The sequence below is a fragment of the Pseudoduganella violacea genome (assembly GCF_014191875.1).
Taxonomy (GTDB): Bacteria; Pseudomonadota; Gammaproteobacteria; order Burkholderiales; family Burkholderiaceae_D; genus Rugamonas; species Rugamonas violacea_A.
The window spans coordinates 311738-324125 of the sequence record NZ_JACHXD010000004.1 but is presented as its reverse complement, the minus strand read 5'-3'; the positions used below and the strand labels follow the sequence as shown (position 1 = coordinate 324125).

The 12388-nt window shown below is 64.7% G+C and carries 14 protein-coding genes and 1 riboswitch; of the genes, 9 read left to right on the top strand and 5 right to left on the bottom strand.

Going from position 1 to position 12388, the window contains the following annotated elements:
- Positions 1–70: 70 nt before the first annotated feature.
- From FHS03_RS09895 to FHS03_RS09885, 3 genes are all read left to right on the top strand, one after another.
- Entirely contained in the window at positions 71–2242 is a 2172-nt protein-coding gene (locus FHS03_RS09895; protein ID WP_221208103.1) for a heavy metal translocating P-type ATPase, read from the top strand.
- On the top strand, positions 2239–2634 hold the full coding sequence (gene cueR / locus FHS03_RS09890; protein WP_183440812.1) for a Cu(I)-responsive transcriptional regulator: 396 nt from the start codon (positions 2239–2241) through the stop codon (positions 2632–2634). The genes FHS03_RS09895 and cueR overlap by 4 nt, the downstream gene beginning before the upstream one ends.
- Before the next feature lie 21 nt (positions 2635–2655).
- Positions 2656–2874: riboswitch (cobalamin riboswitch) on the top strand.
- 70 nt (positions 2875–2944) lie between these two features.
- Entirely contained in the window at positions 2945–5011 is a 2067-nt protein-coding gene (locus FHS03_RS09885; protein ID WP_183440811.1) for a TonB-dependent receptor, read from the top strand.
- Between the two features lie 16 nt (positions 5012–5027).
- Here FHS03_RS09885 and FHS03_RS09880 read toward each other — a convergent pair whose 3' ends face one another.
- Complete coding sequence (locus FHS03_RS09880; RefSeq protein ID WP_183440810.1) at positions 5028–5789, bottom strand: sulfite exporter TauE/SafE family protein; 762 nt, start codon at positions 5787–5789, stop codon at positions 5028–5030.
- Positions 5790–5999: 210 nt separating this feature from the next.
- On the opposite strand from FHS03_RS09880, the gene FHS03_RS09875 reads away from it, so the two are divergent.
- The gene (locus FHS03_RS09875; protein WP_229426137.1) at positions 6000–6656 is read left to right on the top strand and encodes a PEP-CTERM sorting domain-containing protein; all 657 of its coding nucleotides are present in this window, start codon (positions 6000–6002) and stop codon (positions 6654–6656) included.
- Between the two features lie 6 nt (positions 6657–6662).
- Here FHS03_RS09875 and FHS03_RS09870 read toward each other — a convergent pair whose 3' ends face one another.
- Positions 6663–7352 carry an FMN-dependent NADH-azoreductase gene (locus FHS03_RS09870; protein ID WP_183440809.1) on the bottom strand — a complete coding sequence of 230 codons (690 nt, stop codon included), beginning with the start codon at positions 7350–7352 and terminating at the stop codon, positions 6663–6665.
- Positions 7353–7470: 118 nt separating this feature from the next.
- On the opposite strand from FHS03_RS09870, the gene gcvA reads away from it, so the two are divergent.
- Positions 7471–8373: a transcriptional regulator GcvA gene (gene gcvA, locus FHS03_RS09865; protein ID WP_183440808.1), complete on the top strand. Its 903-nt coding sequence runs from the start codon at positions 7471–7473 to the stop codon at positions 8371–8373.
- Between the two features lie 11 nt (positions 8374–8384).
- Positions 8385–9104, top strand: coding sequence for a glutathione S-transferase (locus tag FHS03_RS09860; protein WP_183440807.1), 720 nt, complete (start codon positions 8385–8387; stop codon positions 9102–9104).
- Here the strand turns inward: FHS03_RS09860 and FHS03_RS09855 are convergent, their stop codons facing one another.
- From FHS03_RS09855 to FHS03_RS09845, 3 genes are all read right to left on the bottom strand, one after another.
- Positions 9105–9305 (bottom strand): heavy-metal-associated domain-containing protein, encoded by a 201-nt coding sequence (locus FHS03_RS09855; protein WP_183440806.1) that lies wholly within the window; start codon positions 9303–9305, stop codon positions 9105–9107. It lies immediately after the preceding gene.
- Between the two features lie 63 nt (positions 9306–9368).
- Complete coding sequence (locus FHS03_RS09850) at positions 9369–10247, bottom strand: haloalkane dehalogenase (protein WP_183440805.1); 879 nt, start codon at positions 10245–10247, stop codon at positions 9369–9371.
- Between the two features lies 1 nt (position 10248).
- Positions 10249–10839, bottom strand: coding sequence for a TetR/AcrR family transcriptional regulator (locus FHS03_RS09845; protein WP_183440804.1), 591 nt, complete (start codon positions 10837–10839; stop codon positions 10249–10251).
- Positions 10840–10969: 130 nt separating this feature from the next.
- Between FHS03_RS09845 and FHS03_RS09840 the strand changes: the two genes are divergently transcribed.
- Genes FHS03_RS09840 through FHS03_RS09830 form a run of 3 tightly spaced genes read left to right on the top strand, consistent with a single transcriptional unit; the run spans position 10970 to position 12350 of the window.
- The gene (locus tag FHS03_RS09840) at positions 10970–11221 is read left to right on the top strand and encodes an AbrB/MazE/SpoVT family DNA-binding domain-containing protein (protein ID WP_183440803.1); all 252 of its coding nucleotides are present in this window, start codon (positions 10970–10972) and stop codon (positions 11219–11221) included.
- Entirely contained in the window at positions 11215–11562 is a 348-nt protein-coding gene (locus FHS03_RS09835) for a type II toxin-antitoxin system ChpB family toxin (protein ID WP_183440802.1), read from the top strand. The genes FHS03_RS09840 and FHS03_RS09835 overlap by 7 nt, the downstream gene beginning before the upstream one ends.
- 8 nt (positions 11563–11570) lie before the next feature.
- Positions 11571–12350, top strand: a complete 780-nt coding sequence (locus tag FHS03_RS09830) for a DUF4349 domain-containing protein (RefSeq protein WP_371871641.1) — start codon at positions 11571–11573, stop codon at positions 12348–12350.
- Positions 12351–12388: the final 38 nt, after the last annotated feature.

Here is a 12388-nt window from a genome sequence, read left to right as displayed (position 1 = left end):
GCGCTATATTCAGGCAGAGGAGTATCCCGTGACGAGTTCCACCTATACCCAGACCGTCCGCATCGACGGCATGACCTGCGCCTCCTGCGTCGCCCGCGTTGAAAAGGCGCTGGCCGCCGTGCCCGGCGTGGGCAAGGCCAGCGTCAACCTGGCGACGGAAACGGCCCGCATCGAGTCGGCCGATCCGCTGGAGTTTGGCGCGCTGCGCCAGGCGGTCGAAAAAGCCGGCTACGACGCCGCGCCGGTGGCGCCTGACGCGCCGCCCAGCGCTGCCGCCAAGGACGCCGAGCCGGCGTCGGCCCTGCCGCTCATCCTTTCCGCGCTGTTGTCCCTGCCGCTGATGGCGCCCATGGTGGCCGGCTGGTTCGGCGGCCACCTGATGCTGGACGGCTGGCTGCAATGGCTGCTGGCCACCCCCGTGCAATTCGTCTTCGGCGCGCGCTTCTACAAGGCCGGCTGGAAGGCGGCGCGCGCTGGAGCGGGCAATATGGACTTGCTGGTGGCCCTCGGCACCAGCGCCGCTTACGGCTTGAGCGTCTATCTGGTGCTCTCGGGCGGGGCCATGGCCCACCTGTATTTCGAGGCGTCGGCCGTGGTCATCACCCTGGTCCTGCTGGGCAAGTGGCTGGAGGCGCGCGCCAAGCGCCAGACCACGTCGGCCATCCGTGCCCTGCAGACCCTGCGTCCCGAAGCGGCGCGGGTGCGCGGCCCGCAAGGCGATGTGGATATGCCGATCGCCGAAGTGCGCCTGGGCGACCTGGTGGTGGTGCGGCCCGGCGAGCGCATCGCCGTCGATGGCGAGGTGGTCGAGGGCAGCAGCCATGTGGATGAATCCCTGATCACCGGCGAAAGCCTGCCGGTGGCGCGCCATGCCGGCGACCGCGTGACGGGCGGCGCCATCAACGGCGACGGCCTGCTGCTGGTGCGCACCAGCGCCACCGGCGCCGAAACCACGCTGGCGCGCATCATCCGCCTGGTGGAGGATGCCCAGGCCGAGAAGGCGCCGGTGCAGCACCTGGTGGACCGCGTCAGCGCCGTCTTCGTGCCGGTGGTGCTGGTATTGGCCCTGCTTACCCTCTTGGGCTGGTGGTTCGTCAGCGGCGATATCGAGCGGGCCACCATCAATGCGGTGGCAGTGCTGGTGATCGCCTGTCCCTGCGCCCTCGGCCTGGCCACGCCGGCCGCCATCATGGCCGGCACCGGCGTGGCGGCGCGCCACGGCATTCTGATCAAGGACGCGGAAGCGCTGGAAATGGCCTACCAGGTCGGCACCGTGGTATTCGACAAGACCGGCACCCTGACCCAGGGCAAACCCGCATTGGCGGCCCTGATCCCGCATGGCATCGATAAAGAACGCCTGCTGCAACTGGCCGCCGCCGTGCAGCGCGGCAGCGAACACTCGCTGGCGCGCGCCGTGCTGGATGCGGAGCGCGGCGCCATCGAGGCGGGCGGCGCCCCGGCCAGCCTGGATGGCAGCGCCATTACCGCCCTGGCCGGACGCGGCCTGGCCGCCAGCGTGGACGGCCTGCGCCTTCTGCTGGGCAGTACCCGCCTGCTGGAAGAACAGAAGATCGATACCGCGCCGCTGCAAGCCCAAGCCGAAGTGCTGGAGCGGGGCGGCCACACCGTGTCCTGGCTGGCCGACGCGCGCGGCAAGCAGTTGCTCGGCCTGTTGGCTTTTGCCGACCAGGTCAAGCCGCATGCCGCCGCTGCCGTGCGCCGCCTGCACAGCCGCGGCATCGCCACCGTCATGCTCACCGGCGACAATCAGGGCAGCGCCCAGGCGGTCGCCGCGCAGACCGGCGTGGGCAGCTTTGTCGCCGGCCTGCTGCCGGCCGATAAGACCCAGCACATCGAACGCATCAAGACCGAAGGCCGGGCCGGCGCGCGCATCGCCATGGTGGGCGACGGCATCAACGACGCGCCGGCGCTGGCGGCGGCCGATGTGGGCATCGCCATGTCCACCGGCACCGACGTGGCCATGCACGCCGCCGGCATCACCCTGATGCGCGGCGATCCGCTGCTGGTGGCCGACGCCATCGACATTTCACGCCGCACCTTCAACAAGATCCGCCAGAACCTGTTCTGGGCTTTCGTCTACAATCTGGCGGGTATTCCGCTGGCGGCGTTCGGCCTGCTGAATCCCATGCTGGCCGGAGCGGCGATGGCGCTCAGTTCCGTCAGCGTGATCAGCAACGCCTTGCTGCTGCGCCGCTGGCAAGCACTCAAGGAGCAGGAATGAATATAGGACAGGCGGCCACCGCATCGGGCGTCAGCGCCAAGATGATCCGCTATTACGAAAGCATAGGACTGGTCAGCGAGAGCCGGCGCAGCGACAGCGGTTACCGCATTTACACCGACAAGGACCTGCATGCGCTGCGCTTCATCAAGCGCGCGCGCAACCTGGGCTTTTCGCTGGAGCAGATCCGCGACCTGCTCTCGCTGTGGCAGAACAACGAGCGCGCCAGCGCCGACGTCAAGGCCATCGCCCTGGCCCATGTCGATGAACTGAACCAGCGCATCCGTGAACTGAGCGAAATGCGCGACACCCTGGCCAGCCTGGCCGATTCCTGCCACGGCGACCAGCGCCCCGACTGCCCCATCCTGCAGACCCTGGGCAAACCCTGCCACTAGACCGGCTGGTGTTGATAAACGTATAATGCCCACCGTTTGGTGCCCGGGCGCGAACTCTCGCGCCCAGTTAAACGGGAAACACAAGCCGCATCGCGGCCAAGGTGTGCTGCCCCCGCAACGGTAAGCAAGCGCCGTCTTCCGACGGCAGGCTGTCCCTCAACAACCACTGTGCATTCGGCATGGGAAGGTGGGACGGTTCGACTTGCCAGCCCGGATACCGGCCAGACAGGTGGAAGCGCGCCATCCCGCGCTTCTGTTCAATCGCGCCCACGGGGAGGTGGGCCGGATTGCATTCAAAGATGGATTTTCCATGACCGTGCGCAGCACCATTCTGGCCGCATCCCTGCTGGCCGCCTTCCCTCATGCCTACGCCGAAGAGGCGGACAAACCCGTTCCCGTCGTCCCGCTGGACGTGGTGGAAGTCACCGGCCATTACAACAACAGCGTCGGCACATCGGACGCCGCCAGCCAGGGCCAGGTCAAAGCCTCCCTGATCGCCAACCGCCCGGCCCTGCGTCCCGGCGAGCTGCTCGAATTCGTGCCGGGCGTGATCGTCACCCAGCACAGCGGCGACGGCAAGGCCAACCAATACTTCCTGCGCGGCTTCAATCTGGACCACGGCACCGACTTCGCCACCTTTGTCGACGGCATGCCGGTGAATATGCGCACCCATGCCCATGGCCAGGGCTATACCGACCTGAATTTCCTGATCCCCGAGCTGGTGGAGCGCATCGCCTACCGCAAAGGCCCGTACTACGCCGACGAGGGCGACTTCGCTTCGGCCGGCGCGGCGCATATGTCCCTGTTCAACCAGCTGAAACAGAATATGGCGACGCTCACCGTCGGCGAAAACCGATATATGCGCGGCATGCTGGCCGGTTCCAGTGCGGCCGCCGGCGGCACGCTGCTGTATGGCCTGGAGCTGGCGCATAACGATGGCCCATGGGTCCATCCCGAAGCCTTCCGCAAGAACAGCGGCGTGCTGCGCTACAGCACCGTGAGCGGCGCCGACCAGTATGCCGTCACCGCCATGGCCTACAAGGGTTCCTGGCACGCCAGCAACCAGATTCCGCTGCGCGCCGTGGAAAGCGGGGCGCTGAATCCCTTCGACGCCATCGACCCGACGGATGGCGGGCGCACCGCGCGCTATAGCCTGTCTGGAGAGTGGAAACGCCGCAGCGGCGAGGCGCAGAGCCAGGCCAATGTGTACGCCGTGCGCTCTGACCTGACCCTGTTCAACAACCACACCTACTTCCTCGACGATCCGGAAAACGGCGACCAGAACCGCCAGACGGAACGCCGCCGCATGCTGGGCTTTGCCGCCTCGCACAGCTGGCCTGCCACGCTGGGCGGTTTCAGCATGAGCCACAAGATCGGCGCGCAAGGGCGCTACGACCATATCTCGCCGCTGTCGCTGCTGGCCACCAAAAACCAGCAGGTGCTCGGCACCGTCAGCGAATCGAAGGTGAAGGAAGCCAGCCTGGCCGCTTATTACGAGAACACCCTGCACTGGACGCCGTGGCTGCGCAGCATCGCCGGCCTGCGCTACGACAGCTACCGCTTCGACGTCGCCAGCAATATCGCGGAAAACTCGGGCAAGGTGAACGCCCATATCACCTCGCCCAAGCTGTCCCTGGTGCTGGGCCCATGGCAGAGTACCGAATTCTTCCTGAATTACGGTTCCGGCTTCCACAGCAACGACGCGCGCGGCACCACGGCCCACCTGTCGCCTAAGGAACGCGAGCCGATCGAGCCGGTGACGCCGCTGGTGCGCACGCGCGGCGGCGAAATCGGCGCGCGCAGCGAGATGCTGCCCGGCTTGCAAAGTTCGCTGGCGTTGTGGACGCTGCGTTCGGCCTCGGAGCTGGTGTTCTCTGGAGACGCGGGCGACACGGCGCCGAGCCGCGCCAGCAAGCGTTCCGGTATCGAGCTGAATAACCATTACGTGGCGCGCAGCTGGCTGCTGTTCGACCTGGACCTGGCTTACTCGCGCGGCCGTTACAGCGAAGCCGATGCGGCGGGCGACCATATCCCCGGCGCGGTGGAGAAGGTGGCGTCTTTCGGCGCCACGGTGAACGATATCGGCCCATGGTCGGGCGCCTTCCAGATGCGCTATTTCGGCCCGCGTCCGCTGATCGAAGACAATAGCCAGCGCTCCAAAGGCACGGCCATTGCCTATCTGCGCGCCGGCTACCGCTTCAACCGCAACTGGCAGATGTCGCTGGATGTGTTCAATCTATTCGACCGCAAGGCCAGCGATATCGACTACTTCTACGCCTCGCGCCTGCCGGGCGAAGCGGCCGAAGGCGTGCAGGACGTACACTACCACCCGGCCGAGCGGCGCAACTTCCGCCTGACCCTGCGCGCCAGCTTCTGAACCCGGGCGCGGATCGTCAGCGCAAGAACATATAGACGGTCAGCACCGCGCCCACGATGACGACGAAAATCCGCATCAGGCGCGGCGGCAGGCGGTAGATCAGCCAGGAGCCGGCCAGGCCGCCGGCAATGCCGCCCGCGCACAGGGCCAGCGCGGCGGGCCAGCTGATCAAGCTGGAAAAGGCGAAGATGGCGGTGGCCGCCGCGTTCATCGCCATCGCCAGCATATTCTTGGTGGCGGTGGCGGCGCGGATCTGCTGTCCGGCGATGGTCAGCGCGGCCAGCATCAGGAAGCCGATGCCGCCGCCGAAGTAGCCGCCATAGATGGCGATGCAGCTTTGCACCAGCACCAGCACGCCTTTCGGCATGCTGCTGGCGGCGTGCATGGGCTGCTTGCGGAAGGCGCCCCAGGCGAACATCGACGTGGCGAACAGCACCAGCCATGGCACCAGGCGCGCAAAGAAAGTCGGCGGCGTAATGCGCAGCAGGATGGCGCCCAGCACGCCGCCCACCACGCTGATGACGAACATCTGGCGGAAAGTCAGCGGTCCCACATCGTCCACCAGCTTGCGCCCGGCAACGGCCGACGTGGCCTGGCTGGGGAACATGGCGATGGTGGAGGTCATATTCGCCGCCAGCGGATTCAGGCCGGCCAGCAGCAGGGCGGGGAAGGTGATGAAGGAACCGCCGCCGGCCAGCGCATTTTGCACCCCGGCGAACAGGCCGGCGGCGGCGATCAGGACGATGGTATGCAATTCCAGCGGCGGGACAGGAGGCATGAGTGCTTTCGGTAGCGAAATTTCACGTCCGATTATAACTGTGGCGCCTGCCGCGTCCGGTAGGTTTTGTCAATACGCAACAATGCAAAAACAACCTTGTTGAAATTATTTCATTGAAATTATTGCATCATTTCCGTGGCTGAGATACAGTGAAAGCGTAGTGGCTTTTATCTTAAACAACGCACTATCTAGAGAGGAGTTGCCTTGCTTATGATGTCCCATACCTTGAAATCGATCGCCGTAGGTGCAATGCTGCTGGCCGCTGGCGCAGCCAATGCAGATATCACAGTCTACACCGACAAATACGATTATCGCGGCGCCGTGACCGTGTCCGGCCTGGACAGCTTCAACGATCTGTCGGTAGACCCTATCGACGGTCCTCTGTCGCGCAGCGCCGGCAGCTTTAACTACACCGCCACCGTGGGTCCCGGCTCGACCTCGTTCTGGGGCGGCAGCGGCAGCAGCGTGGATGGCTGGCTGACCACCGACAACCGCACCGACACCATTGTCTTCAAAGACTTTGGCGGCAAGGTGAATGGCGCCGGCCTGTTTGCCTTCGGCAGCAACTCGGCAGGTGCATTCGCGGCCGCCAACAGCATCACGCTGACCGCCAAAGACGAATTCGGCAAGCTGGCAAGCTACACCATCGACAAGCCAACCCAATCGTCCTTCATCGGTTTCGTCTCCACCGGCAAGCTGCTGGAACTGACGGTCAAGCTGACCGCGCAAGCCGGCGTATGGCCGACCGTGAACGACCTGTATCTGTCCTCCGTGGTGGCCGTGCCGGAACCCGGCACCTACGCCATGCTGCTGGCAGGCCTGGGCATTGCCGGCGTGGCTGCGCGCCGCCGCCGCAACGCCCAGTAATCTCCCTCAGGCTGCGGCAGGTTCCCTTTGCGGGGCCAGCCGCAGCACCAGGCCATCCACGTCCGCCTCCGCGCGGGCGATGGATTGCGCCAGACGCTCATCGCCGAATTCATCGTACTCGATGGCGGCGCCAAAACTCTCCCATATCCCCATATAGCCGAAAGCGGTGCGCACCGACGGTTCGACATGGTTGATGGCGGCGACCCGTCCACCCATGTCATAGCCAAAATCGCCGCGCGCGGACAGGATGACCAGCTTTTTGCCCGCTTCCGCCAGCAGCGGCCAGTACGGATCGCCCGGACGGCTGCGGTCGAAGCCGAAGGTGCGGCCGACGCGCACGACATTGTCGATATAGGCCTTGAACTGGGCAGGCGGACCGAAGTTATACATCGGCACGCCGGCCACGATCACATCGGCCTGCAGCAGCTCATCGATCAGTACATCGCTTTCGGCCAGCACCTCGTGCATCCACGGTTCGCGTTTAGCGGGCGGCGTGAAGGCGGCCTGTATCCAGCTGCCCGTGACCGGCGCGGGCGGCTGCATGCCGACATCGCGATAGATGATTTTCGTTTCCGGAACTTGCTCCTGCCAGCGGTCCACGAAGCGCTGGCTCAGGCGCCGCGTGTGGGAACCGTAAGGGTCGCTGCCGGAGCGGCCGTTGCGGGCGCTGGAATCAATATGCAGAAGGGTTGTCATGATCTCTCATCCGTTTCAGTAGGGTCTCGATGGACTCTACTGTGAGGCTTGGGGCAGGTCGGGACAAACGATCATTTTTTCGCTTACGGATGAATTGGATTCAGGTATATTCAGTACCATGAAACGACGTCTTCCCTCCCTCTCCGCGCTGCGCACTTTTGAAGCGGCGGCGCGCCTGCAAAGCTTCAAGATGGCGGCCGAGGAACTGGCCGTTACCGCGACCGCCGTCAGCCACCAGGTGCGCGCGCTGGAAGAAGAACTAGGCTGCCCGCTATTCCTGCGCAAGACGCGCGCCGTGGAATTGACGGCCGCCGGCCAGCTGTTGCTGCAGGCCGTGCGCGAAGGGTTGGACGTGATGGCGGCCGGCGTCGAGCGCCTCAAGCAGCGCGCCCGCAGCACGGTCACGCTGTCCGTCATGCCGGCCTTTGCCGCCAAATGGCTGGTGCCAAGGCTGGCCGGCTTTCATCAAGCGCATCCCCAGATCGACCTGCATGTGCAGGCCACTGGCCAGCCGGTCGATCTGCTGGCCGGCGCCGCCGATCTGGCTGTGCGCGGCGGCAGCGGCCATTATCCGGGACTGGATTCCACCTGGCTGATGCAGGCCGGCTTTGCGCCGGTGGCGAGCACCCGCCTCAAGCTGCGCCGTCCCGCCGATCTGTTGCGCCACAATCTGATCCACTTCGACTGGCAGCGCGGCTTTCGCGGCGCGTTGACCTGGGCGCGCTGGGCGCAGGCGGCGGGCATGCCGCAGCTCGACACGGGCAGCGGCGTGCGCTACACCGATGAAAGCCACGCCATCCAGGCCGCCGTGGCGGGGCAGGGCGTGGCCCTGATTTCCCTGGCCCTGGTGCGCGATGAGATGGAGATGGGCTTGCTGCAAGCGCCTTTCGGCCCGGTGCTGGATGATTTCGCCTACTACCTGGTGCATCCGGCCGGACGCGAACCCGCGCCCGCCGTGGCGGCGGTCGCAGCGTGGCTACAGGCGCAGGCGCAAGCCGCTAAAATCGGCACGAGGCAATAAGGGGAGGGCATATGCAGCCATACATCCTGTACTACTGGCCGAGCATTCAGGGGCGGGGCGAATTCGTGCGACTGGCGCTGGAAGAAGCGGACGTGCCGTACCGCGACGTGGCGCGCGAACCCAAGGGCATGCCGCAGCTGCTGGCCGCCATCGATCCGGCGCAGACCGGGTATCCCGCGTATGCGCCGCCGGTACTCAAGGCAGGGGCGCTGCTGATCGGCCAGACCGCGACTATCCTGTTGTACCTGGGCGCGCATCACGGCCTGGCGCCGCGCAGCGAAGCGGGCCGCCTGTGGTGCAACCAGCTGCAACTGACCATCGCCGACGTCGTCAACGAGGCGCATGACAGCCACCATCCGATCTCCACCAATCTGTATTACGAAGACCAGAAAAAGGAAGCGAAGCAGCGTTCCCGTGATTTCACCGCCGAACGCATTCCCAAATACCTCGGCTATTTCGAGCAGGTCTTGCAGGCCAATGCGGGCCGTGGCGGCTTCATGGTGGGATCGCGCCTATCCTATGTGGACCTGTCGCTATTTCAGTTGATGGAAGGCTTGCGCTACGCCTTTCCCAAGGCAATGGCGCGCCAGCAGGCTGCATGGCCAGGCTTGCTGGCCTTGCGCGACAAGGTGGCGCGCCGTCCGCGCATCGCCGCCTACCTCGCGTCCGAAAGGCGCTTGCCCTTCAGCGAGGAAGGCATTTTCCGGCATTATCCGGAACTGGAAAGATAATCAGGCGGCAGCGGTAACGGGGTAACCGGCTTGCACGATGGCCGCCTTCACCTCGTCCAGCGAGGCGCTGCTGTCCACCATCACTTTTTTGTCGGCCAGGTTGATTTCCACGCCAGCCGTCATATCCAGGGCGCGTACCGCATCGCTGACTTTGGCGATGCAGTGGCCGCAGCTCATGTTTTCTACTTGCAGTTCATACATTTGAAGCTCCTTTCGCAGGGTTGATGACGCCACTGTAAGCCTTCCCACGGAGGGAAGGTCAAGCTAGGCTTGCGAATTTATCCAATCGGCGATTTCCCGACCGATGCGCATGGCATGGTCTTCCTGCACATAATGGCGTCCCTCGCCCAGGTCCACCAGCCGGCAGTGGTGCAGGACGGCGGCATAAGCTTGCGCCACGGCGGGCGGCGTCAGCACGCCCGGTGCGCTTTGGAACAGCAGCTTGGGATAGGTGGAGGCGCGCAGGGCGCGGTCGTTGGCCGCGATCAATTCAAAGACGTCGGCCGGCTCGCCGGCGATCGGCAACTGGCGCGGCAAGGCCAGGATGGGACGGCGTGACTCGGGCGTGGGGAAGGGCGTGCGGTAGCCTGCCATTTCTTCCGCGCTCAGTTGGCGGATCACGGAATTGGGCAGCACTTTTTCGATGAAGACGTTCTGTTCCAGGATCAGCGCCTCGCCTTCGCCCGGCGTGCGGAATTTACGGAACAGCTCCCGCACCTGTGGCTGCGGATGGAAGTCCTCCCAGGAGGACATGGGGCGCATGAATTCCATGAAGGCCAGTCCCAACACGCGCTGCGGATGGCGCGCGGCGAAATGGAAGGCCAGCGCGCTGCCCCAGTCCTGCGCCACCAGATAGAAGCGCTCCAGTCCCATCTTTTCGATGAAGGCGTCCAGATAACGCGCCTGGTCCTGGAAGCTGTAGGCGATGTCCGGCTTGCCCGAGGCGCCAAAGCCGATCAGGTCGGGCGCTACGCACCAGCGGCCCGGCGCTACCTCGGGCATGACGTCGCGCCAGACATGGGAGGAGGTGGGATTCCCATGCAGGAACAGCACGGGCGTATCGCCCGCCCTGCCCAGCGCGCGGTAAGCCATGCTCGAATCGAGTACCGGCAGCGATGCCCTGATCCATTCGCGTATTTCCATTTCATGCCTCCTTGGGTTTAAGAAAACTCGAAAATGCTACGGTCTTGAATTGTTCCAGCGGGCGCGGGTCATGCTCGACCTTCATGCGCAGCATGGCGCCTTGCCAGGCCGCGAGCACGAAGTCGGCCAGGTCGTCCGCCGCCAGCGTGCTATCGAGCTGGCCGGCCTGCTGCGCCTCGGCGATGCAGGCGGCGAAGGGCGCGCGCCATTCGCCGAAGATGCGCGCCAGCTGCAGGCGCAGCGCCTCGCTCTGCGGCGGCGCCTCCAGGCTGAAATTGCCGATCAGGCAGCCGCGCGCCCAGCCGGCCGCCGCCAGTTTGCCGCTGATCAGATCGAGGTAGGCGCGGATGCGCTCCAGCGGCGCCAGGCTGGCGTCGCCCAGGGTTTGCGCCATCAAGCCTTTGACGTAATCGAAATAGCGTTCGATCACCTCGGCCGCAAACGCTTCCTTGGAGCGAAAATGGTTGGTGAACGAGCCTTGCGGCGCTTCGGCCGCCGCCACGATGTCGCGTACCCCGGCGCCATAGCCCTGGCTGGACATGACTTCCAGCCCGGCTTGCAGAATGTCTTCGCGTAGCGATGCTTTAGGCATGTTTTTACTCCATTTACGCCAATGTCTTATTTATACGATAACAATGCGTACGAACGTATTAAAGGTCAAGCGAAATGTTTTGGGCATCCGTCTGTATGGGTCTACAATGTATCGACATCAGGAGGTTGTTATGGAATTGTCAATTCAAAAATGGGGCAATAGTGCTGCGGTGCGCTTGCCGACAGAATTGCTGGGCTTGATGAAGGTTTCGCTGGGCGACAAGCTCAGCGTTAATGTTTTGCCGGAGGGCGTGTTGCTCAAGGCGGCGCGGCCATCGTATTCCCTGGCTGAACTGGTGGCGCAGTGCGACAGCAAAGCGGCGGAACCTGCCGACTTGGCAGCCTGGCATGAGGCCAAGCCGGTAGGGCGCGAAGCGTGGTAGGCCGCAGCAAATTCGGGCGTGGCGATGTGGTGATGGTGAATCTGGATCCCACGCTCGGACACGAGCAGAAAGGCATGAGGCCTGCGCTGGTGCTGTCCACGAGCGTATTCAATGCCCTCGGAACGGTGCTGGTGGCGCCCATTACCCAGGGCGGCGATTTTGCCCGCCACGCCGGATTTGCCGCGCCACTTACCGGTACAGGCACGAAGACGCAGGGTGTCGCACTGGTCAACCAGATTCGCATGCTGGATCTTGAAGCGCGCAAAGCCAAGCGCGTTGAAACCGTGCCTGAATTTGTCATAGAAGACGCGCTGGCACGCCTGCGCGCAATTACTGATTGAGGATTTTTGTGAAACGTTTTCTTTTGATGGCGGCCCTGCTGGCGCTGCTGAGCGCCTGTTCGTCCAAGCAGGAGGCGGGCGGCGCGCAAGGCGGTGGGGCCAACGCCAGCCAGCCGCGCGGCAAACACCTGGCGTATGAGCACAGCATCGCCGTCGATGCCGCCGAAGACGCGGTCAAGCCGCTGATGGACAAGTTGGTCGCCGCCTGCAACGCCGAGGCGCAGCAGGGCTGCGTGCTGCTCGAAGCCAGTCTGGATACGGGACGCGAGAAGCAGGCCCATATCCGCATGCGCGCCAAGCCGGAAGCCGTGGTGCGCCTGAGTGCCCTGGCCACGGCCGGCGGCACGGTGGCGCGCCAGGAGACGCGGGCCGAAGACCTGGCCCGTCCCATCGCCGACAGCGAAAAGCGCCTGGCCATGCTGCGCTCCTACCAGAAAAAACTGGAAGAACTGGAAAGCCGCTCCGCCAACAACGCCGACAATCTGATCAAGGTGTCGAAAGAGCTGGCCGGCGTGCAGTCGGAGCTGGAGCAGGCCAGCGGCGAGAACGCGCGCCTGCTGGAGCGCGTCAACCTCGATGTGCTGAGTGTCGCCATCTACTCGCAGCGCAGCCGCTCCTTCTGGTCGCCGATAGCCCGCGCCTGCGACGAATTCGCCAGCAACCTCTCGCAGGGCATCGCCAGCACCGTGGTGGGCCTGGCCTACATCATTCCGTGGACTCTGATCCTGCTGGCGCTGTTCTTCGGCGGCCGCAAGCTGTGGCGCCGCGCGAAAAGCAAGCGCGCATGAAAAAGCCCCGCGCGAGGCGGGGCTGGTAGATGAAGCGG